The organism is Streptomyces purpurascens (genome assembly GCF_045040895.1).
GTDB classification, from domain to species: Bacteria; Actinomycetota; Actinomycetes; order Streptomycetales; family Streptomycetaceae; genus Streptomyces; species Streptomyces purpurascens.
The window spans coordinates 1,242,496-1,262,524 of sequence record NZ_CP108341.1 but is presented as its reverse complement, the minus strand read 5'-3'; the positions used below and the strand labels follow the sequence as shown (position 1 = coordinate 1,262,524).

At 71.4% G+C, this 20,029-nt stretch carries 20 protein-coding genes and 1 pseudogene; 5 read left to right on the top strand and 16 right to left on the bottom strand.

Going from position 1 to position 20,029, the window contains the following annotated elements; all coding sequences use genetic code 11:
- Positions 1 to 56: 56 nt before the first annotated feature.
- Entirely contained in the window at positions 57 to 569 is a 513-nt protein-coding gene (locus OHU35_RS05730; protein WP_189724312.1) for a hypothetical protein, read from the bottom strand.
- Between the two features lie 361 nt (positions 570 to 930).
- Between OHU35_RS05730 and OHU35_RS05725 the strand changes: the two genes are divergently transcribed.
- Positions 931 to 1,461: a hypothetical protein gene (locus OHU35_RS05725; protein WP_189724311.1), complete on the top strand. Its 531-nt coding sequence runs from the start codon at positions 931 to 933 to the stop codon at positions 1,459 to 1,461.
- A gap of 159 nt (positions 1,462 to 1,620) precedes the next feature.
- On the opposite strand, the gene OHU35_RS05720 is transcribed toward OHU35_RS05725, so the two are convergent.
- The 3 genes from OHU35_RS05720 to OHU35_RS05710 all read right to left on the bottom strand — a co-directional run bounded on the left by OHU35_RS05720 (position 1,621) and on the right by OHU35_RS05710 (position 3,835).
- Positions 1,621 to 2,379: an aminoglycoside phosphotransferase family protein gene (locus OHU35_RS05720; RefSeq protein ID WP_267943662.1), complete on the bottom strand. Its 759-nt coding sequence runs from the start codon at positions 2,377 to 2,379 to the stop codon at positions 1,621 to 1,623.
- Between the two features lie 530 nt (positions 2,380 to 2,909).
- A complete protein-coding gene (locus OHU35_RS05715) occupies positions 2,910 to 3,380 on the bottom strand; it encodes an SRPBCC domain-containing protein (RefSeq protein ID WP_189724310.1) in 471 nt (156 codons plus the stop codon).
- 35 nt (positions 3,381 to 3,415) lie between these two features.
- Positions 3,416 to 3,835 (bottom strand): DUF779 domain-containing protein, encoded by a 420-nt coding sequence (locus tag OHU35_RS05710; protein ID WP_189724309.1) that lies wholly within the window; start codon positions 3,833 to 3,835, stop codon positions 3,416 to 3,418.
- A gap of 83 nt (positions 3,836 to 3,918) precedes the next feature.
- On the opposite strand from OHU35_RS05710, the gene OHU35_RS05705 reads away from it, so the two are divergent.
- Positions 3,919 to 4,674 (top strand): thioesterase II family protein, encoded by a 756-nt coding sequence (locus tag OHU35_RS05705; protein WP_189724308.1) that lies wholly within the window; start codon positions 3,919 to 3,921, stop codon positions 4,672 to 4,674.
- Between the two features lies 1 nt (position 4,675).
- On the opposite strand, the gene OHU35_RS05700 is transcribed toward OHU35_RS05705, so the two are convergent.
- From OHU35_RS05700 to OHU35_RS05665, 8 genes are all read right to left on the bottom strand, one after another.
- Complete coding sequence (locus tag OHU35_RS05700; RefSeq protein WP_189724307.1) at positions 4,676 to 5,320, bottom strand: response regulator transcription factor; 645 nt, start codon at positions 5,318 to 5,320, stop codon at positions 4,676 to 4,678.
- The gene (locus OHU35_RS05695) at positions 5,308 to 6,510 is read right to left on the bottom strand and encodes a histidine kinase (RefSeq protein WP_189724306.1); all 1,203 of its coding nucleotides are present in this window, start codon (positions 6,508 to 6,510) and stop codon (positions 5,308 to 5,310) included. Before OHU35_RS05695 ends, OHU35_RS05700 begins: the two co-directional genes overlap by 13 nt.
- Positions 6,507 to 7,349 carry an SDR family oxidoreductase gene (locus OHU35_RS05690; RefSeq protein ID WP_189724305.1) on the bottom strand — a complete coding sequence of 281 codons (843 nt, stop codon included), beginning with the start codon at positions 7,347 to 7,349 and terminating at the stop codon, positions 6,507 to 6,509. Before OHU35_RS05690 ends, OHU35_RS05695 begins: the two co-directional genes overlap by 4 nt.
- Positions 7,350 to 7,421: 72 nt before the next feature.
- Entirely contained in the window at positions 7,422 to 8,609 is a 1,188-nt protein-coding gene (locus OHU35_RS05685) for an NAD(P)/FAD-dependent oxidoreductase (protein WP_405504939.1), read from the bottom strand.
- The gene (locus OHU35_RS05680) at positions 8,606 to 8,803 is read right to left on the bottom strand and encodes a ferredoxin (RefSeq protein WP_189724303.1); all 198 of its coding nucleotides are present in this window, start codon (positions 8,801 to 8,803) and stop codon (positions 8,606 to 8,608) included. Before OHU35_RS05680 ends, OHU35_RS05685 begins: the two co-directional genes overlap by 4 nt.
- 46 nt (positions 8,804 to 8,849) lie before the next feature.
- A complete protein-coding gene (locus OHU35_RS05675) occupies positions 8,850 to 10,091 on the bottom strand; it encodes a cytochrome P450 (RefSeq protein ID WP_405504936.1) in 1,242 nt (413 codons plus the stop codon).
- A 139-nt stretch (positions 10,092 to 10,230) separates the two neighbouring features.
- On the bottom strand, positions 10,231 to 10,608 hold the full coding sequence (locus OHU35_RS05670; RefSeq protein ID WP_359895151.1) for a hypothetical protein: 378 nt from the start codon (positions 10,606 to 10,608) through the stop codon (positions 10,231 to 10,233).
- Positions 10,609 to 10,781: 173 nt separating this feature from the next.
- Complete coding sequence (locus OHU35_RS05665) at positions 10,782 to 12,266, bottom strand: MFS transporter (RefSeq protein WP_189724300.1); 1,485 nt, start codon at positions 12,264 to 12,266, stop codon at positions 10,782 to 10,784.
- Positions 12,267 to 12,388: 122 nt separating this feature from the next.
- Between OHU35_RS05665 and OHU35_RS05660 the strand changes: the two genes are divergently transcribed.
- On the top strand, positions 12,389 to 12,916 hold the full coding sequence (locus OHU35_RS05660) for a MarR family winged helix-turn-helix transcriptional regulator (protein ID WP_359895154.1): 528 nt from the start codon (positions 12,389 to 12,391) through the stop codon (positions 12,914 to 12,916).
- 18 nt (positions 12,917 to 12,934) lie between these two features.
- On the opposite strand, the gene OHU35_RS05655 is transcribed toward OHU35_RS05660, so the two are convergent.
- From OHU35_RS05655 to OHU35_RS05640, 4 genes and pseudogenes are all read right to left on the bottom strand, one after another.
- A complete protein-coding gene (locus OHU35_RS05655) occupies positions 12,935 to 15,343 on the bottom strand; it encodes a SpoIIE family protein phosphatase (RefSeq protein WP_189724298.1) in 2,409 nt (802 codons plus the stop codon).
- A gap of 169 nt (positions 15,344 to 15,512) precedes the next feature.
- Positions 15,513 to 15,854 carry an aldehyde dehydrogenase family protein gene (locus OHU35_RS05650; RefSeq protein ID WP_405504933.1) on the bottom strand — a complete coding sequence of 114 codons (342 nt, stop codon included), beginning with the start codon at positions 15,852 to 15,854 and terminating at the stop codon, positions 15,513 to 15,515.
- A gap of 82 nt (positions 15,855 to 15,936) precedes the next feature.
- Positions 15,937 to 16,524: pseudogene (locus OHU35_RS05645) on the bottom strand (aldehyde dehydrogenase family protein); the annotation flags it as partial.
- 179 nt (positions 16,525 to 16,703) lie between these two features.
- Entirely contained in the window at positions 16,704 to 17,399 is a 696-nt protein-coding gene (locus tag OHU35_RS05640; protein WP_189724297.1) for a GntR family transcriptional regulator, read from the bottom strand.
- A 95-nt stretch (positions 17,400 to 17,494) separates the two neighbouring features.
- On the opposite strand from OHU35_RS05640, the gene glyA reads away from it, so the two are divergent.
- The gene (glyA, locus tag OHU35_RS05635) at positions 17,495 to 18,808 is read left to right on the top strand and encodes a serine hydroxymethyltransferase (RefSeq protein ID WP_405504931.1); all 1,314 of its coding nucleotides are present in this window, start codon (positions 17,495 to 17,497) and stop codon (positions 18,806 to 18,808) included.
- Positions 18,805 to 20,025, top strand: coding sequence for a sarcosine oxidase subunit beta family protein (locus OHU35_RS05630; RefSeq protein ID WP_189724295.1), 1,221 nt, complete (start codon positions 18,805 to 18,807; stop codon positions 20,023 to 20,025). Before glyA ends, OHU35_RS05630 begins: the two co-directional genes overlap by 4 nt.
- Positions 20,026 to 20,029 lie beyond the last annotated feature (4 nt).

The window sequence follows — 20,029 nt, the reverse complement described above, 5'->3', positions numbered from 1 at the left end:
TCCGGCGCGGCGAAGGCGCCTGAGCATCGGGTTGCCGATCACGAACTACCCAGCGCTCACTGCATGGTGCCAGGCGGAAGTACGTGCAGGCCCAGCTCGCGGTACACCGTTTCCGGGCGCCGGGATGACACTCGCCAAGCCAGGTCCTCGAAGTAGCGCATGGGTTGCCGCTGATGTTCTTGGCGCTCCAGGTAGACGTAGGGGGCCAGCAGATTCCACGCACGCAGCAGGCTCCCGCCGTACGCGCCGATGATCAGAGACTCGTCGACCAGACCGTGCGCGACCAGCTTGCCCAGGTCGTTGTAGAACAGACCGACACGCTGGATGTACCGCCTGCTCTCCTCTGGGAGTTGCTGATAGGCGACGGGCTGCGGGTGTTCGACTGCCAGCCGGTACAGCACGTACTCGACTGCTTCGAGGTAGTCATCGCCTCGTGTGTCCCGAAACCCCTCCAGGATCATCGCCAACACCGTCGACTTCCTAGATGACCTGAGCTGACTCCACGCCAACCAGGCCGATGTGACCAACGCGATCACTGAAACCAGCAACGTCACAAGGTTCAGGTTCATGGTCCCCCCACTTCTGCAGACGCACAGTGCCAGCACAGTGCACCGCGCGGCCCTGGAAGGGCATACCTGAACAGCCCAGCGTGACGGACACTTTGCGCCACCCGGACTCTCCATCTGAAGCAGGCCGGGGCGGCGCGGTGGTCCCTCACCACCGAGACCAGCGAGAGGAGATGGACGTCATGACCGCAATCCCCTACTTCGAGACACCTCAGGTGCCCAAGTCGCCAAGCCGAGCAGTTGTAGGCGCCTGATTGTCGCCTTGCTGTCTGGCTTGCGTGCGGATCTCCGGTCGCGCAAGAGTGCGGTTGACGCGGTGCTCGCGGCTCAAGACGGCGGGACGGGGGACAGACAGGTGTGCAGGATGGATGTGGCCGCCAAGGATGCGGCGATCGCTCGGTTTCTCCACGAGTACCCGCAGCCGGCTGATGCCAGCCGTAGCCATCCTGCCCTTCACGGGTGTGAGAAGGTCCGCTGGTCCGAGTTTCCCGGATGTCCCGCCGCGATCCCGGTGCTGCTGCATGCCCTTCTCGATCAGGCCGTCGCGTCCGAGGCCCAACGGGTGCTCACCAACACCATGTTCGACAGCATCGCCGAGATGAACCCGGCCATGCCGGAAGTCCTGCCCTTTCTGCTTCGTCTCGCAGGCGACCCTCAGGTTCCTGAGCGGTCCGGACTGCTGGATCGTCTGGTCACGGTTGCCGAGTTCTCCGAGCCGATCGAGGCCGGCAACGAGGCCATGGTGCTGTGGTTCGGCAGCGACAGAGATCACCCCGAGCGTGAGCAGTGCAGGGCTGTGTTCGTGGAACACGCGAGTGTGGTGGCGATGCTGCCAGAGGGCCTGATCACCGCTGCCAGTCAGGCGAAGCTCCGGCAGGCCGCCGGACTCGTGTGAGGTTTCCGCGTTCAGGCCACCTTCACGACCGCAGAGGCTGGGGCGGGAAAGGCCACGGCCTCGTCGAATCGGCGGCCGTACGGGACGACCTCTGGAGCATGGTCTGGATGCCCGGCACCCAGCCTGGCGCCGGCCCGAGGAACTGATATTCGTGTGGGATCAGCACGACAGGGCTAGTAGTTCGTCGATCACCGGCTCTGGACCGTCATAGGTGAGGTGCGCGATGGCTGCCATGGGTGCGATCACTCGGCTCCAGGCATACAACCGGTCCCCATCGAGCCCGCACGCGGTCGCCACCCGCTGGCAACGGGCCTCGACACCCTCTTGTCCGGCGCCGGCCACCACGTAGTCGACGGCGTCGAAGCATGGGTCGCCTATGCATGCCTTGGGGGCGATCGCGATCAGACCGCGCGACGGGTCGCCGTCCAGGACGTTGCCGAGGTGCAGATCGCCGTGCAGCAACACGAGCCTGGCCTGACTGTCCAGCAACGTCTCACAGCGCCGTATCGCCCCCTGCCACGCGGCCTGGTCGATCCGTGCGCCGATGGCCGGCTCGGACAGCCGCCGGCCGATCCGGACGAAGGCCTCATCACATCGACCGCGCAGATCCAGTGGCCAGTGCGCGGGTGGGGTCACGGCGTGCAGTGCGGCAAGCAACTCTCCCCACTGCTGCGGCAATGACGTCTGCGGCATGTCCTCGGCCTCGGTGCCGGGCAGGACCTCCTCCAACACCATCGCCCCGGCCTGCGCGTCGGCAGACAATACGGTCGGCACCCGGCCCGACGGCGCGAACACGCGCAGCATCTCCACCTGCTTGGTCAACAGTGCCCGATCCGGACTGAGTTTGAGAACCGCCGGCGTTCCGTCAGGCCATCGACAGCGCAAGACGACAGAGCCATGTTGCCTACCTGGCCGCAGAACTGCACACTGCCGGACTCCATCGCCGAACAGCTCACCCTGCTGGATCTCCGCGCAACCGAAGGGACCCGCCCGTGGGGTCGCCGTCGAACAGACCTACCTCGCCGTCGCGTCAGCTACGCCGCCCGCAGCCTCCCCACGACTGGGGATCTGCTGGCCTCGCGTCACCTATGAAGATTCTCGCGGACGCCGGCTATCAGGGCAGGGGAGCAGACCGGTGGACGGGTGGTCACACCACCGCACCGCAAGTTCAAGAAGAAGGTTCCCGTCTGGTACGAGGAGCGGCACGGACTCCAGCGCAAACCGCACCCGCCAAGGCGCATCCGCGTTGAGCATGGCATCGGGACTTGAAGAACTGGCGGGCTCTTTGCCCGCCATCTTGGCCGTCGCGAGCACATGAGCGACGTTGTCCAAGCCGTCGCTGGACTGCTCTCACGACAGCAGACCACCGTCCTCTCCCGCGGCTTCCAGCGTGACCACTGCCAGCACCGAAATCTTCGACGAGCCACAGCTAGCCGTGCACGAGGTCGTCAGGCGTCCCGGCCCTCTTCGACGAACCGGGCCAGATTCGCCAAAGCCATGCGCGTGCCTGTCTCGTTGTCCGCGGCGGGCACGGCGTCGGGGATGCCCTCGTGGACCACGAGGACGTCGGTGCCACCGCCCTCGGCGTCGGTGAGCGTCGTCGTCATGGTCATCGAGCCGCCCAGCGCGGGGTCGGCGGACTCGAACGCGAGCACCTCGACCACCTGCTCGTCGGGCACGAGCCGTGCGAAGTGGCCGTGGTACGTGTCGGTGTGCGCGGCCGACTTCCCGGTGGCGTCCGGTGCGTCGTACGTCAGCGAGACACGGAACTCGCCGCCCTCGCGGGCGTCGAACTCGTGCACCTCGCCGCTCATCCCGGTCGGCACCCGCCAGCGCGCGATGGCCTCCGCGCTCAGCAGCGCCCGGTAGACGGCCGGACGCGGCGCGTCGACATGGCCCGAGACCCGCGTCGTGTACATGCGCCCACCCTACGGCGACGCGCGCACCGAGCGGTTCAGGCCCGGCCGGGCTCGTCCGCCCCGGTCGGCAGCGGTGGCTCCGTCTCGATGTGCCGCAGCTCCTCGTCGGTGAGCAGCCGGGAGCGGATCAGGAAACGGACGCCCTCCGGGGCCTCCAGGGAGAAGCCGCTGCCGCGGCCGGGGACGACGTCCACGGTGAGATGGGTGTGCGACCAGTACCTGTGCTGGTCCGCGCTCATCCAGAACGGGGTGTCCCCGGCCACCTGCCCCAGCAGGACGTCCGAGGCACCGACCCGGAACTCGCCGCGCGGATAGCACATCGGGGCGCTGCCGTCGCAGCAGCCGCCGGACTGGTGGAACATCACCGGCCCGTGCGCCCCGGTCAGCCGCCGCAGCAGTTCCTCGGCGGCCGGCGTCAGTTCGACACGTTCCGTGCGGGTGGGGTGGTTCGTCATGCGATCCCTCCTGGCCGGTCGGTCCGTCTATCTTGGCAATCGGTACGAGCATGTCGTTCCGAGCATGAGAACAGGAAGGCCCCATGACCGCCACCGATCCGTGGATACGACGCTTCTTCCCGAGCCCCGAGGCCCCCGTGCAACTGGTCTGTCTGCCCCACGCGGGCGGTTCGGCGTCCTTCTTCCGGCCGGTGGCCCAGGCGTTGAACCCCCGGGTCGAGGTGCTCTCCGTCCAGTACCCGGGCCGCCAGGACCGGCACAACGAGCCCATGATCGACACCATCGACGGTCTCGCGTGCCATGTCAGCCGGGCCGTGACGCGCACGGTAAACCGCCCCTTCGCCCTGTTCGGGCACAGCATGGGAGCGACCCTGGCCTTCGAGGTCGCCGTACGGCTGGAGCGGGCCGGGCGATTCGCCGAGCGGGTCTTCGTCTCGGGGCGCCGCGCACCGTCGTGTCACCGCGACGAGCGGGTGCACCGGCGTGACGACGCCGGGATCATCGCCGAACTGCGCGGGCTCAGCGGCACGGACCAGCGCGTCTTCGGAGACGAGGAGCTGATGCGCATGATCCTGCCGGCCCTCCGCAACGACTACCGCGCGGTGGAGACCTACGTGTGGGCGTCGGAGCACCGGCTCCGCAGCCCCCTCACCGCGCTGACCGGAGACGACGACCCCAAGGCGAGCCACGACGAGGTACGCGCCTGGAGCGCCCACACCGCGGGCGACTTCGAGATGAAGAGCTACCCCGGCGGGCACTTCTTCCTCATCGACCACGCGCCGGACGTGATCAGCGTCATCGGCGAGCGGCTGGCCCGGCCCGCCGCGACCCCGCGCTGACTCACCGGCCGTTCAGATGGGCCAGCACGGCCAGCACCCTGCGGTGGCCGCTGTCGCTGGGCGGGAGGCCGAGTTTCAGGAACACGTTGCCGATGTGCTTGCTGACGGCGCGTTCGGTGACGACCAGGGTCCGCGCGATGGTGGTGTTGTCGTGGCCCTCGGCCATCAGCTTCAGCACCTCGCGCTCGCGCGGCGTCAGCGAGTCCAGGGGCGAGTCGCGGCGCCGGGTGAGCAACTCGGTGACCACCTCCGGGTCCAGGGCCGTACCACCGCCCGCGACCCGGTCCAGCGCCTCGAGGAACTCGTCCACCCGGCCCACCCGGTCCTTGAGCAGATAGCCGACCCCGCTCGCCCCGCCGCCCAGCAACTCGGCGGCGTACGACTCCTCCACGTACTGCGAGAGCACCAGCACGGGCAGCCCGGGAATCCTCTCGCGGGCCTCCAGCGCGGCGCGCAGCCCCTCGTCCCGGAAGCCCGGCGGCATCCGGACGTCGAGCACGGCCGCGTCCGGACGGTGTTCCAGCAGCGCCGGGAGGACCTCGGGGCCGGTGCCGGCGACGGCCGCCACCTCATGCCCGGCCGAGGTCAGCAACAGCACGAGCCCTTCTCTGAGCAGGGCGTTGTCCTCGGCGATCACCACACGCACGGCAGCTCCACTTCGATCACGGTCGGCCCCCCGACGGGGCTGGTCACGGTCACGCTCCCGTCCAGGGCGGCGACGCGGCGGCGGATGCCCAGCAGCCCGGAACCGCCACCGGACTCGTCAGTGCCGCCCACCCCCTCGTCCCGGACGACGGCGCGCAGTCCGGTGCGCAGGCGTTCCAGGACGACCGACGCCCGGTCGGCGCCGCTGTACTTGGCGGCGTTGGTGAGCGCCTCCGCCACGGCGAAGTAGGTGGCCGCCTCGACCGCGGCCGGGGCCCGGACCCCCTCGCCCTCCAGACCGTCCACCCGCACCGTCACCTCGAGCCCGCTGACCGCGGCCAGCGCCCGCACCGCACCGACCATGCCCCGGTCGGTGAGGATCGGCGGATGGATGCCGCGGACCACGTGCCGCAGCTCGGTCAGCGCCTCCTCGGCCTGGTCCTGTGCGTCGGCCAGCAGCCGGTGCGCGGCCTGTGGGTCACGGTCGTAGGCGCGTACCGCCAGCCCGATCCGCATGGACAGCGCCACCAGCCGGGCCTGCGCCCCGTCGTGCAGATCTCGCTCGATGCGGCGCAGTTCGGCCCCGTGCGCCGCGATCGCGTCCGTCCGGGTGGCGGCCAGCTCCTCGACCCGGGCGGCCAGCCGCGCCTTGGGCGAGGGCTTGAGTAGGGTCTCCGACCAGCCGGCCTCCACATCGGCGAGGCGGGTGATCAACGGCAGGACGAGCGCCTCACGGCGCCCCAGCCCGCACCACACGCCGTCGACGACCAGCCCCAGCGGCCACAGGGGCAGTGCCAGGGCGAGCATGGCTCCGTAGACGTAGGAGGCCGCCATCCAGCGCAGGTCGGTCAGGGTGCCGGGGTCCCGGACCGCGATCCGCAGCCGCTCCCGCAGCGGGCCGGTGACCGGCTCGTACGCCTCGGGGATCGCCCGGCCCGTCCAGGCCGCCACCAGAGCGCGCTTCGCCCCGGCGATCCGGCGGATCAGCAGCACCGTCTCGGGCAGCAGCCATGCCCCCACGACGGAGACCGTGGCGATCGCCGTGATCAGCAGCACGGTGATGAACAGGTACAGGCCGAAGGCCAGCAACGCGGCTACGAACAGGTGGAGCGTGGCCCGCCCGGCCTGCCGCAACTCCCTGCCCGTGCGGGCCGGGCCGGTGACCGGACGGGCCGGTTGGGCCACCGTCATCCGGGGCGCCGCATGTGCCGGCGGATCCAGGCCGCCTGCCCGCCGTCGACGAGCAGATCGGTGCCGGTGATGTAGCGCGCCTCGGGGCCGGTGAGGAAGGCCACGGCGTCGGCGATCTCGCCGGGCGTGCCGGGCCGGCCCGCGCCGCACGCGTCGAGCATCTTGAGCATGTGCCCGTCGGCGTCCGAGTCGGCCTCCGCCTTCGCCATGGCGGTGGCGATGACACCCGGGCTGAGGGTGTTGACGCGGGCGCCGAGCCCGTTCCAGGCGAGGGCGGCGGCCTGCACGCGGACGTGGTTGGCGCGTTTGGCGAGGATGTAGGCGGCGGTCGCGTCGTCGCCGAGGGCTGTGACGGCGTCGAGACCGAGCAGTTCCTCGGCGGGAGCCGTCGCCAGGGCCGCCTCCTCCTCGGCGCTGATCGAGGCCATGTGCCCGGCCAGACTGGCGACACAGACCAGCGAGGTGCCTCTGACGGCCACCTTCTCGAACGCCTCGATCACATACACCGTGCCGAGCAGGTCCACGTCGAGGATTCTGCGGACCGAGGCCGTCGCGGCGGCGACTCCGGCGGTGTGCACCACCGCGGTGATCCGCCCCTGCTCCGCCGCGGTCCGGGCGAGTTCCTCGACCGAGGCGCGGTCGGAGACGTCGGTCGGTACGCCCTGTGCCGCGTATCCCTCGGCGCTCAGCTCCGCCACGACCTGATCGAGCCGTTCGCGCGAGGAGTCGGCGAGGATCAGCGTCCGCCCGCTGCCCAGGCGGCGCGCGACCGCCGTTCCCATCCCGCCCGCTCCGGTGACGACGACCACGTCGCGCGGGTCGTCCGTACGGTTCTGCATCTGCGCTCTCCTTCGAAGAAAGGGCGGGGGCGACAACGGGGCCGCCCCCGCCGGGAGTTGGGATACCTGGGGTCAGGCCGCCTCGGTGCCGGCGGCGGTTACGGCGTCGCTCCAGGCCGTCCCGCCCGCGATGGCCTGCCGCCAGCCGCGGACGGCCTTGGGCGGCATGCCGACCGCCAGGGCGCCGGTCAGCCGCTCGCCCGTGCGATAGGCGGCCACGAACCTGCGCTCGGCCAAGTCCCCGTCCACGATGGCGACTTCGTCGTGCCCGCGCAGATAGCCGTACGCCTGGATCTTCATGTCGTACTGGTCGGACCAGAAGTACGGCACCGGCGCGAACGGCCTGCGCGCGTCCGGCGCGGCGAGCAGGTTGCGGGCGGCGGCCATGCCCTGCTCGGCGGCGTTCGTACGGTGCTCGATCCGCATGGACGTCCCGAACAGCGGGTTGTCCCAGCGGGCCACGTCACCGGCCGCGTACACGCCCGGTGCGGCTGCGCAGTACGCGTCGCAGAGCACACCGTCGCCGACCGGAAGTCCGCTGTCCGCCAGCCACTCGGTGTTGGGCAGCGAGCCGATGGCGACCAGGACCTCGTCGGCCTCGACCAGTTCGCCGTCCGCGAGCCGCACGCCCCCGTCGGTCACCTCGGTCACGGTGACGCCGGTGCGCAGTTCGACGCCGTGGTCGAGGTGGGCCTGCGAGAGCACCTGGCCGACCTCGGTGCCGACGGCGTGCGCCAGCGGCACGGGAGCCGGTTCCAGCAGGGTCACCCGGGCGCCGAGTCCCCAGGCCACCGCGGCGGCCTCGGCGCCGAGGAACCCGGCGCCCACCACGACCAGCCGGCAGCCCGGCTTCAGCCGCTCGCGCAGCGCGAGGGCGTCGTCCAGGGTGCGCAGCACATGGGCGCCGCCGTCACCGGGCAGCCGCCGGGGACGCACCCCGGTGGCCACGATCAGCCCGTCGTACGGCACTTGCTCCCCGTCGGCCAGACACACCGTACGGTCCGTCATGTCCAGCCCGGTCGCCGCCGACCCCAGCCGCAGGTCGAGGCCGAGGGCGTCGAGGTCGGGCCCCGGGCGCAGCGGCAGTCGCTCGGCGCCCCACTCGCCGGAGAGGATCTGCTTGGACAGCGGGGGGCGGTCGTAGGGGGCCTGCGGCTCGTCACCGACGAGGGTGAGCGTGCCGTCGTAGCCCGTCCGGCGCAGGATCTCCGCCGCCGCGAGTCCCGCGGCCGAGGCGCCGACGACCACGACGCGCCTCACGACTCGACCAGCCGGATCGCCGCGGCCGGGCAGATCGCCACGGCCTCCTCCACCTCGCCGCGCAGCTCCTCGCCGGGCCGCTCCTCCAGCAGGATCGCGACACCGTCGTCGTCCCGCTGGTCGAAGACGTCAGGAGCGGCCAGCACGCACTGCCCCGACGCCACGCACTTCGGTACGTCCAGTTCCACACGCATCGTTGTCACCTCGGTTCTTTCTGAGGGGGGATCTGAGGGGGAGGGGTCACCAGGCCACGGGCAGGCTGTGCACGCCGTAGGTGGTCCCGGTGTGGTCGAACTCCAGCTCCTCGATCGCCGCGTCCAGCCGCAGGGTCGGGATGCGGCGGTAGAGGGTGCCGTAGACGACCTGGAGCTCCAGACGGGCCAGGTTCTGGCCCAGGCACTGGTGGGGTCCGTAGCCGAACGCCTGGTGGATACGGGCCGGGCGGGTGATGTCCAGTCGCTCGGCCTCGGGGAAGACCTCCGGGTCCCAGTTCGCGGCGTGCAGGTCGAAGATGATGCCGTCGCTCTTGCGGATGACGACGTCACCGATCTCGATGTCGTCCTTGGCGACCCTGCGCACGCCGGTCTGGACGATGGACAGATAGCGCAGCACCTCGTCCACCGCGTTCGCGACCAGCTTCGGGTCGTCGGTCTCGCGCAGCAGGGCGAGCTGGTCGGGGTGCTGGAGCAGGGCGAGGGTGCCGAGGCTGATCATCGTCGCGGTGGTCTCGTGACCGGCGATCAGCATCGCGACGCCCATGTGGACGGCCTCGGTGTGCGTCATCTCGCCGGCCTGGACACGGCCCGCCATCTCCGACAGCACGTCGTCGTCCGGGTCGGCCGTCTTCAGCCTGAGGAGGTTGTCCAGGTACGCGGCCAGCGCACCGCTGGCCTTCCTGGCCTCCTCCGGTGCCGCCGAACCGTCCAGGACCAGACTGCTGCTGCGCTGGAAGAAGTCATGGTCCGCGTACGGCACTCCGAGCAGCTCGGCGATCACCAGCGACGGCACCGGCAGCGCGAACGCCGTGAGCAGATCGGCCGGGTTCGGTCCGGCGAGCATCCCGTCGATGAGCTCGTCGACGATCCTCTGGACCGGCTCCCGCATCTTCTCGATCCGCTTGACCACGAACGGCCCGTTGACGGTCCGCCGCAGCCGCGTGTGCTCCGGAGCGTCCGTGTTCGTGATCAGCCGCGGTGTGACCGGCGCGATCTCCGCCCGGTGCGCGTTGACGTAGGGAAAGCCGGGGTCGAGGTCGTCGTCGCTGACGCGGGAGTCGGGCAGCAGGGCCCGCTGGTCGGCGTGGCGGGTGACCAGCCAGGGCGTGCTGCCGTTCCAGATCCGCACCTTGGTGATCGGCTTCTCGTCCCGCAGTTCCTGTGCGACGGGGGCCGGGGCCAGCGGGCACTCCGACGCGCGCGGCAGCGGGTACTCGGGCAGCGGGCCGGTGGCGCCGGTGACGGGGCAGGACAGGGCATCGGACATGACGTCTCCTCAGTGATGGGGTGGGGGAGGGGAAGAGTTCGGGCATCGGTATGGAAGCGGAGCGGGCTGACAGCTTCCGGTCAGCTCCCTGACCTCGAGCTGACGTGACTCACGTCACTCGCCGGCGGGTCGCGGTGTCTCAGGCGTGGGCCGCGTTCCGGTAGTTGGCGACGATCCCGCCGGCCGCGCCGAGCGAGACCAGCCCCATGGCGGCAGCGGCGGCGATTCCCTTCACACCGTCCAGGGCGAAGTACATCGCCACGGCCGCACCGCCGTTGAACAGGAACAGGAACCACAGCGTGCCGGGCTTGGCCAGGAAGCCCTTGATCCTCGGCTTCTTGGCGAGCCGCATCCCGGTGACGAGCGCGACGGCGGACCCGGCGATGGTGGCCACGTCCTTCTGGGTGCCGTCGAGGACGGCACCGGCGCCCAGGGCTGCGCCGAGACCGACGGTGAAGAAGCTCCAGAGCAGCAGGTTGGCGACGGTCGACTTGACGGTGGCGAGGAACGAAGACATGGAGGTGCCTCTCGGGGTGGAATGCGGGGGAGGGAGGGGTGGGTTCGGCGTTTCCGACCTGCTCACCACGATCCCGTCCGCCGCGTGCCGCGACGAGGGAGCGCGCTCCCGAACCGGGGGTGCAGCCTGCTACACCACGGCCGTCCAGGGGTCGGCGCCTCGGCGGGTGCGCACTAGGAGCGCGCCCCGGAGATCTCCGCCGGTCCGGCGGCGGCTTCGGCCGGCTGGTCCGGTTCGGGGGTGGCCTGCCGGCGCGGGAGGAACGAGGCGAGGAAGAAGGCCAGGAGGGCGGCGCCGGCACCGATGGCCATGACCGTCTTGAAGCCGTTCTCGGAGGGCAGGGCGTGGCCCCCGAAGCCGGTGGTCATCTGCGCCAGGATGACGCCCGCGAGGGCACTGGCGAACGACGTTCCCATGGAGCGCATCAGGGTGTTGAGGCTGTTCGCCGCCGCCGTCTCGGAGGCCGGCACCGCGCCCATGATCAGGGCGGGCATGGCCCCGTAGGCGAAGCCGACACCGCCGCCGATCACACAGGCGACCAGGACGATGTGCCAGACCTCGGACATCAATACGATGCTCAGTCCGTATCCGGCGGCCACGACGACCGCGCCGATCATCAGGGTGACCTTGGGGCCCTTCGCCTTGGTGAGGCCGGCGGACACGGCGGACATGGCCATCATCACCAGCCCCTGCGGGGCCAGGATCAGACCGACGGCCAGCATGGACTTGCCCAGCCCGTAGCCGGTCTGCTCGGGCAGCTGGAGGACCTGCGGCAGGACGAGCGACATGGCGAACATCGAGAAGCCGAGCGCGACCGAGGCGAGGTTGGTGAACAGCACCTGCCGGCGGGCGGTGGTGCGCAGGTCCACCAGCGGCTGGGCGGTGCGCAGTTCGTACCGTCCCCACAGCAGGAAGACCAGGACCGCGGCGGCGAACAGACCCAGCGTCGTCCCGCTGGTCCAGCCCCAGTCGCCGCCCTTGGAGACGGCCAGCAGCAGGGACACCAGTGCGGCGGACAGGCCGAGGGAGCCGACCAGGTCGAAGCTGCCGCCGGTGCGGACCTTCGACTCGGGCACGATCAGCACCAGGAGCGCCAGGGCGGCGACACCGAGCGCGGCGGAGATCCAGAACAGCGCGTGCCAGTCGTAGCGGTCCGCGATGAAGGCGGCCGCGGGCAGACCGAGGGCGCCGCCGACCCCCAGGGAGGCGCTCATCAGGGCGGTGGAGCCGGCGAGCCGCTCGGCGGGCAGGACGTCCCGCATGATGCTGATGCCGAGCGGGACGACGGCCGCCGCCAGGCCTTGGAGCGTCCGGCCGACGATCATCGGGACGAGCGAGTCGCTCAGGGCGCAGACGACCGAGCCGGACACCAGCAGCACGACGCTGACGAGCAGCATCCGGCGCTTGCCGAACATGTCGCCGAGGCGGCCGACGACCGGAGTGGCGACGGCGGCGGCCAGCAGGGTGGCGGTGATCGCCCAGGCGGCGTTCGACGGCGAGGCGTCCAGGTATCTCGGCAGTTCGGGAACGATCGGGATGACCAGGGTCTGCATCAGCGAGACCACGATCCCGGCGAAGGCCAGTACCCCGACCACGGCGTTCGATCTGGGCGGGGCGGACGATCCGCCCTTCGCGTGGCGGGCGAGGGGGTGGGACATGGAAGCCTCCGTGGATGACGGGGGAGTGAGGTTGCTTGACTTAGGCAAGCAGATCTCTCTTGCCTAAGTCAAGCAACTTTCTCTCATTGCTTAACTCAGGCAAGTATGCCTACTCTGGGTGTATGCCCACACCGCATTCAGTGGCGGAGCCCGCCTCGACGGCCCTGACCGAGATCGAGCAGGCCCTCACGCGCATCACGTACCTGGCCGGCCGGGCCCGGCAGCACGAGCGTCTGATGGCCGAGTCGGGACTGACCCTGGACCGGGCCGCCGCGACGATCCTGACGCACATCGCCGGGAGCGACCCGCCACGGCCCGGCGTGCTGGCCGCCCGGCTGTCGGTGGAGGCCTCCCACGTCACCCGGCAGCTGCGCCAGCTGGAGCGGGCCGGCTACGTCGTCCGCGTCCCCGACCCGGATGACGGGCGCGCCCAGCGCGTCCAGCTCACCGAGACCGGCCTGGTCGCCGCCGAGCGCATGCAGGAGGTCCGCCGGCGGGGCATGGAGCTGGCGCTGTCCGCCTGGCCCGCCGGGGAGCTGCGGCAGCTCGCCGGGTTCCTTCGCCGGCTCCTCGACGACTTCGTCACGCACACCGAGAGCGACCTCGACGCCGGGCCCCCTGCACGCGACGCGGGGGAGCGGCGGACGTAGAGCGTGGGGGCGTCCGAGTCACCCGGACGTCTCGGCGGGCAGCGGCTGTTCCGCCCAGATCGTCTTGCCCGTGGGGGTCTGGCGGGTGCCCCAGCGGTCGGAGAGCTGGGCGACGAGGAGGAGGCCGCGTCCGCCCTCGTCGAAGACGCGGGCCCGGCGCAGGTGGGGTGCGGTGTTGCTGCCGTCGGACACCTCGCAGATGAGGGTCGAGTCGCGGATCAGCCGCAGTTCGATGGGGGCGCCGCCGTAGCGCAGGGCGTTGGTGACCAGTTCGCTGACGATCAGTTCCGTGGTGAACGCCGCCTCCGTCAGTCCCCAGGAGGCCAGTTGTCCGCCCGCCAGCTTGCGGGCCCGGGCCACGGCGGCGGGGTCTGGTGGCAGCTGCCAGGTGTGTACCTGCCCGGCGCCGAGCGCGGCGGTCCGGGCCAGCATCAGCACGATGTCGTCGGCGGAACGGCCCGCCAGCACACTGTGCAGCACCCGGTCGCAGGTCTCCTCAAGCGCCTCTGCGGGGCTGCTCAGCGCCTGGCGCAGCAGGCCGAGCCCGACCTCGATGTCATGGTCGGCGGCCTCGATCAGCCCGTCGGTGTAGAGGGCGAGCAGGCTGTTCTCCTCCAGCCGGACCTCGGCCGCTTCGAACGGCAGGCCGCCCAGGCCCAGCGGCGGCCCGGCCGGCAGGTCGAGGAACCGCACGCCGCCGTCGGGCGTGACCAGCGCGGGCTGCGGATGCCCGGCGCGGGCCATGGTGCAGCGGCGGGACACGGGGTCGTACACGGCGTACAGACAGGTGGCGCCGACCTGCCCCGACGCCTCCGCCGACCGCCCGCGCACCTCCGGGCCCTCTTCCCGGTCGAGCCTCAGGACGAGATCGTCCAGCTGGGTGAGCAGCTCGTCGGGGGCGAGATCGACATCCGCGAGCGTCCGTACGGCGGTCCGCAGCCGGCCCATCGTGGCCGACGCGTGGATGCCGTGGCCCACCACGTCGCCCACGACCAGGGCGACCCGGGCGCCGGACAGCGGGATCACGTCGAACCAGTCGCCGCCGATGTCCGCCCCGGAACCGGTCGGCAGATAGCGGTAGGCGACCTCCAGCGCCGCCAGCTCCGGAGGCCGGTCGGGCAGCAGGCTGCGCTGGAGCGCCAGTGCCGTACGGCGTTCCCGGGTGTAGCGGCGGGCGTTGTCCACGCTCACCGCCGCCCTGGCGACGATCTCCTCCGCGAGCAGCAGGTCGTCCTCGCTGAACGGCTCCGGCGTCCGGTGCCGCAGGAAGTGCACCAGCCCCAGGGTCACCCCCCGGGCACGCAGCGGCACCATCATCACCGAGTGGATCATGTGCTGGGCCACGGACTCGGCGCGGGCGGGCGAGGATCTGATCCACTCCCGCATCCCCGGATCCCCCGGCCGGTGCCGGGAGCCCCGGCCTGCGACCAGCGTCTGCGCCGGCAGCGTGCCCACGGGGTAGAACGTCGTCCCGCCGGAGGGGATCACCGACTCGGGGCAGCCCGCCAGCACCGACCGCTGCGCGGTGCGCCGCACGGTGACCGGCGCGGCCGGCGGCAGCGGTTCCGGCTCGTCCCCCAGGGCGACGGACTCCAGCAGGTCCACGGTCACGAAGTCCGCGAACCCGCTCACGGCCACCTCGGCCAGCTCGTCCGCCGTCCGGGCCACATCCAGGGTGCTCCCGATGCGGAGACTGGCGTCGTTGAGCACCGCCAGCCGGCGGCGGGCCCAGGACTGCTCCGTGGTGTCGAACACGGTCGCGGACAGTCCCTGCACGGTGCCGGTCTCGTCCTTGAGCGGCGCCATGAACATCGACCAGGCATGCGTCCGGGTCTCGCCCGGGGCCCGGCCGCGCTCCTCGTGGAAGATCATCTCGCCGGTGCGCAGAACCTCCCGCTGGAGGCGGTCGTACTCGTCGAAGGGCCAAGCGGGCTGGATCTCCCACAGCGTCAGGCCCTTCATCTCCTCCTCGGTCCGGCCCATCACCTGCGTCATGACCTCGTTGGCGGCCACGAGCCGGGCCTCGCGGTCGTAGACGGCCACCGGTACCGGGAGCTGGGAGAGCGTGAGGTCCCACAGGGGCAGGGCTCCGTGCTCGGCCCGCCTTGCCGTGTGCGCCGGTGCGGCGCCGGTCACCAGCCAGAGCCGCCGGTGACCTGCGTCCGTCAGGGGCGTTCCCTGCAGCCGTACCACCACACGGTCGCCGTCCCGGTGCCGCAGCGCCACCTCACCGGCCCACCGCTGCCCGCCGGCCACATGCCGCCGCGTGGATTCCGGGAGGTCGGCGGCGAGCAGTGCGCCGACGGCCCGGCCCACGATCTCGGCGGCGTCGTAGCCGAGCAGGCGGCGAGCGCCGTCGCTCCACACCATGATCGCCCCACGGGCGTCGACAACGACCGCGAGATCCTCCGGTACGCGTCCCTCCACGGTGCCTCCGCAGGTGACCCCGACCTGATCCTTGCCCTCTCTGTTCGTATCTGACCGTGTCCGGAGGCGGGTACCCCTTCGGGCCGCCCGCTACCGCGACTCCCGGTGGGGTGGATCAGCGCTCGTGGTTGTGCATGACGTGCTCGGTGCGCGCGTAGTCGTCCAGGGTCTAGACCGACAGGTCCCGGCCGTAGCCGGAGCCCTTGAACCCGCCCCAGGGAACCTCGCTCGCGAGCACGAGGTGGGAGTTGACCCGGACGGTTCCGGAATCGAGGCGCGCGGCGACGGCGTGAGCGCGGCGGGCGTTCTCGGTCCGGACGGAGGCCGACCGGCCCAGGGGGACGTCGTCGGCGCGCCGGACCGCTTCCTCCTCGTCGGTGAAGGTCTCGACCGTGCTGACCGGGCCGAAGATCTCCTCGCGGGCGACTTCGGCTCCCTCGGGGACATCGACGAGTACGGTCGGGGCCACGAAGTAGCCCGGTCCGTCCAGTGCCCCGCCTCCGGTCGCCACGCGGACGCCTTCGGCCTTCGCACTCTAGGCAGCCCGCGACACGGTCGAAGTGGGCCCTGGGGACCATGGGGCCGACCTCGACGTCCTCGCCTGCGCGGGGTTCGCCGACCGCCAGGGTCCGGACCTCGCCGGCGAGCCGCTCGACGAACTCCTCGGCGATGGAGTCGTGGGCGAGGACGCGGCATGCGGCCCCGCATTCCTGCCCCGAGTTCCATAGGCCCGCGACGCGCAGTGCGGACGCGGCGGCGGCCGGATCGGCGTCCGGGAAGATCGCGGCCGGGGCCTTGCCACCGAGCTCGAGGTGCACCCGCTTCAGGCTGCCGGCGGCGGCCCGGGCCACCGCACGACCGCTGGCGACCGAGCAGGTCAGGGCGATCATGTCCACGTCCGGGTGCTCGGCGAGCCGGGCCCCGGCGATCGCGCCGTAGCCGTTCACGACGTTCACACGCCGGGCGGCAGGAGATCGGCGACGAGTTCGGTGAACTTCAGGGTGGTCGGCGGGGTCTGCTCGGACGGCTTGATGACCGGTGTCGCCGGCCGCGAGGACGGGCGCGAGCTTCCAGGCCGCCATGAGCAGCGGGTAGTTCCACGGCGTGATCACGCCGGTCACGCCGAGCGGTTCCCGCAGGATGACCGACAGGTGGTGCCCGGGGTGGTCCCCGGCTGCCATGGAGGTGCTCGCGCGCACGGCGCGACGCCGACGGGAACGAGGCGGCCCGGTTGTGGCGGGTCAAGATCGAACGCTGTGTCCGCTACATGATCGCCCAGCTTCCCGAGGACGACATCGCCCGGCACCTGTGGGCCACGCCGGCCCGACGGCCCCGCCTGGGCTGAACCCCCGTCGCGTTGTCAGATGGCCGCGCGAATCGCCCGCTCGAAGCCCTCGACGTGACCGCGGGCGAGCCGCGCCGCCTTCTCCGGTTCACCCGCGACGATCGCCTCGATCAACGGCCCGTGCTCCTCGACGTGGCCGGCCATGTCGGACAGGCGGTCGAGGAACAGGCACCAGATGCGGGTGGCGAGGTTGTCGTGGCGGACGAGGGTGTCCTCCAGGTAGGGGTTGTGCGCGGCGGCGTAGACGGCGCGGTGGACCTGGAGGTCCAGGTGCATGAGCTCGGTGTCGTCGTGCCGGCCGGAGTCCGCGCTCGCCAGCTCCTGCCGCAGGGCCGTCAGAACCGCCCGGTCCGCGGCCGTGGCGCGGCGCGCGGCCTGGGCGGCGGCCAGCGGCTCCAGCTCCTGGCGCACCTCGGAGATATGGGCCAGGTCCGTGATGTTGACCTCGGTGGCGAAGGTGCCGCGCCGGGGGTAGGTCGTGATCAGCCGCTCGTACTGGAGCCGCTTGAGCGCCTCGCGCACCGGTGTCCGTCCGACGCCGAGGGACTGCGCCAGCTGCTCCTCGTGGATCGGCGCGCCGGGGCGGATCTCGAGCATGACGAGCCGGTCGCGGATGGCGCGGTAGGCACGCTCGGCGAGCGACAGCTCCTCGCCCCCGGGCGCCCCACCAGTCGGTTCTCCGCCTCTGGGCTCGGTCGCCAGCTGCTGCATGAACGCCCCCTTGACCTGTCCGGCGAGCTCCCATACCGTACCGCAGAGCCTGATATATCAGTTGCGCATTAGTCGGCCACCAGGATGGTGCACAGATGGCAACCAGCCCGTCGACCAGCACACTCGCCTCCCCCCTCGCCCTCCCGCTCGGCGAACTCGACCCGGAGGTCGCCGCCGCCGTGAACGCCGAGCTGCACCGCCAGCAGTCCACCCTCGAGATGATCGCCTCGGAGAACTTCGCCCCGGCCGCCGTCATGGAGGCCCAGGGCTCGGTCCTCACCAACAAGTACGCCGAGGGCTACCCGGGCCGCCGCTACTACGGCGGCTGCGAGCACGTCGACGTGGTCGAGCAGATCGCGATCGACCGCGTCAAGGAGCTGTTCGGCGCCGAGCACGCCAACGTCCAGCCGCACTCGGGCGCCCAGGCCAACGCCGCCGCGATGTCCGCGCTGCTCAAGCCGGGCGACACGATCCTCGGGCTCGACCTGGCACACGGCGGTCACCTGACCCACGGCATGCGCCTCAACTACTCCGGCAAGCTGTACGACGTCGTGCCGTACCACGTGCGCGAGTCCGATCTGCGCGTCGACATGGACGAGGTCGAGCGACTCGCCCTCGCGCACCGGCCCAGGATGATCGTCGCCGGCTGGTCCGCCTACGCCCGGCGGCTGGACTTCGCCGCGTTCCGGCGGATCGCCGACCAGGTCGGCGCGTATCTGCTCGTGGACATGGCGCACTTCGCCGGGCTGGTGGCCGCCGGCCTGCACCCCGACCCGGTGCCCTACGCCGATGTCGTCACGACCACCACGCACAAGACCCTCGGCGGCCCGCGCGGCGGTGTGATCCTCAGCCGCGCCGGCCTGGCCAAGAAGATCGACTCGGCGGTCTTCCCGGGCCAGCAGGGCGGCCCGCTGCAGCATGTCATCGCGGCGAAGGCGGTCGCCTTCAAGGTGGCGGCGGGGGAGGAGTTCAAAGAGCGGCAGCAGCGCACCCTGCACGGCGCCCGCATCCTCGCCGGACGGCTGCTCGCCGACGACGTGGCCGAGGCCGGGATCACGGTGCTCACCGGCGGCACCGAAGTCCACCTGGTCCTCGTCGACCTGCGTGACTCCGCGCTCGACGGCCGGCAGGCCGAGGACCGGCTGCACCGCGTCGGGATCACCGTCAACCGCAACGCGGTGCCGTTCGACCCACGCCCGCCGATGGTCTCGTCGGGGTTGCGGATCGGCACCCCGGCCCTGGCCACCCGCGGCTTCGGCGACGCGGAGTTCCGCGAGGTCGCCGACATCATCGCCCAGGCCCTGAAGGGTGAACAGTCCGACGACGCACTGCGCGACCGGGTCGGCAAGCTCGCCGCCGCCTTCCCCCTCCATCCCCACCTGTCCCACGCGAACGGAGGCGCGGCATGACCGCCCAGCCGCTGCCGGAGCACCCGGACTTCCTGTGGCGCACCCCCGAGCCGCGCTCCTCGTACGACGTCGTCATCGTCGGCGCGGGGGGCCACGGCCTGGCCACCGCCTACTACCTCGCCAAGAACCACGGCATCACCAAGGTCGCCGTCCTGGAGAAGGGCTGGCTGGCCGGCGGCAACATGGCCCGCAACACCACGATCATCCGCTCCAACTACCTGTGGGACGAGAGCGCGGCGATCTACGAGCACGCGCTGAAGCTGTGGGAGGGGCTCCCCGAGGAGCTGGACTACGACTTCCTGTTCAGCCAGCGCGGCGTCCTCAACCTCGCGCACACCCTCCAGGACGTACGCGAGGGCGTGCGCCGGGCCAACGCCAACCGCCTCAACGGGGTCGACGCCCAGTGGCTCGAACCGGACGAAGTCGCCAAGGTCTGCCCCATCCTCAACGTCTCGCCCCGCACCCGCTATCCGGTCCTCGGCGCCACCTTCCAGCCCCGGGCCGGCATCGCCAAGCACGACCACGTCGCCTGGGCGCTGGCCCGCCGCGCCGACGAGCTGGGCGTGGACCTGATCCAGGGCTGCGAGGTCACCGGCTTCCTCAAGGACGGCGACCGTGTCGTGGGCGTCGAGACCAACCGGGGCCGGATCCTCGCCGGCCGGGTCGGCCTCGCGGCGGCCGGGCACAGCAGCGTGCTGGCCGAACGGGCGGGCGTACGGCTGCCGGTGCAGTCCCATCCGTTGCAGGCACTGGTCTCCGAGCTGCACGAGCCGGTCCACCCGACGGTGGTGATGTCGAACCACGTCCATGTCTACGTCTCCCAGGCCCACAAGGGCGAGCTGGTGATGGGCGCGGGCGTCGACTCCTACAACGGCTACGGGCAGCGCGGCTCCTTCCACGTCATCGAGCAGCAGATGGCCGCCGCCGTCGAGCTGTTCCCCGTCTTCGCCCGCGCGCACGTCCTGCGCACCTGGGGCGGGATCGTCGACGTCACCCCGGACGCGTCCCCGATCATCGGCCGGACCCCCGTCGAGAACCTCTACGTCAACTGCGGCTGGGGCACCGGCGGTTTCAAGGCCACCCCGGCCGCCGGCTGGACCTTCGCGCACACCCTCGCCACGGGCGAGCCGCATCCGCTGAACGCCCCCTTCGCCCTCGAACGCTTCACGACGGGCGCCCTGATCGACGAACACGGCGCAGCGGCCGTGGCCCACTGAGGAG

What these genes read in the sequence shown, in the direction of transcription:
- OHU35_RS05730 (WP_189724312.1), bottom strand. Translation starts at nt 569, where the DNA reads ATGAACCTGAACCTTGTGACGTTGCTGGTTTCAGTGATCGCGTTGGTC.
- OHU35_RS05725 (WP_189724311.1), top strand. Translation starts at nt 931, where the DNA reads ATGGATGTGGCCGCCAAGGATGCGGCGATCGCTCGGTTTCTCCACGAG.
- OHU35_RS05715 (WP_189724310.1), bottom strand. Translation starts at nt 3,380, where the DNA reads ATGTACACGACGCGGGTCTCGGGCCATGTCGACGCGCCGCGTCCGGCC.
- OHU35_RS05710 (WP_189724309.1), bottom strand. Translation starts at nt 3,835, where the DNA reads ATGACGAACCACCCCACCCGCACGGAACGTGTCGAACTGACGCCGGCC.
- OHU35_RS05705 (WP_189724308.1), top strand. Translation starts at nt 3,919, where the DNA reads ATGACCGCCACCGATCCGTGGATACGACGCTTCTTCCCGAGCCCCGAG.
- OHU35_RS05695 (WP_189724306.1), bottom strand. Translation starts at nt 6,510, where the DNA reads ATGACGGTGGCCCAACCGGCCCGTCCGGTCACCGGCCCGGCCCGCACG.
- OHU35_RS05690 (WP_189724305.1), bottom strand. Translation starts at nt 7,349, where the DNA reads ATGCAGAACCGTACGGACGACCCGCGCGACGTGGTCGTCGTCACCGGA.
- OHU35_RS05680 (WP_189724303.1), bottom strand. Translation starts at nt 8,803, where the DNA reads ATGCGTGTGGAACTGGACGTACCGAAGTGCGTGGCGTCGGGGCAGTGC.
- OHU35_RS05675 (WP_405504936.1), bottom strand. Translation starts at nt 10,091, where the DNA reads ATGTCCGATGCCCTGTCCTGCCCCGTCACCGGCGCCACCGGCCCGCTG.
- OHU35_RS05670 (WP_359895151.1), bottom strand. Translation starts at nt 10,608, where the DNA reads ATGTCTTCGTTCCTCGCCACCGTCAAGTCGACCGTCGCCAACCTGCTG.
- OHU35_RS05665 (WP_189724300.1), bottom strand. Translation starts at nt 12,266, where the DNA reads ATGTCCCACCCCCTCGCCCGCCACGCGAAGGGCGGATCGTCCGCCCCG.
- OHU35_RS05660 (WP_359895154.1), top strand. Translation starts at nt 12,389, where the DNA reads ATGCCCACACCGCATTCAGTGGCGGAGCCCGCCTCGACGGCCCTGACC.
- OHU35_RS05640 (WP_189724297.1), bottom strand. Translation starts at nt 17,399, where the DNA reads ATGCAGCAGCTGGCGACCGAGCCCAGAGGCGGAGAACCGACTGGTGGG.
- glyA (WP_405504931.1), top strand. Translation starts at nt 17,495, where the DNA reads ATGGCAACCAGCCCGTCGACCAGCACACTCGCCTCCCCCCTCGCCCTC.
- OHU35_RS05630 (WP_189724295.1), top strand. Translation starts at nt 18,805, where the DNA reads ATGACCGCCCAGCCGCTGCCGGAGCACCCGGACTTCCTGTGGCGCACC.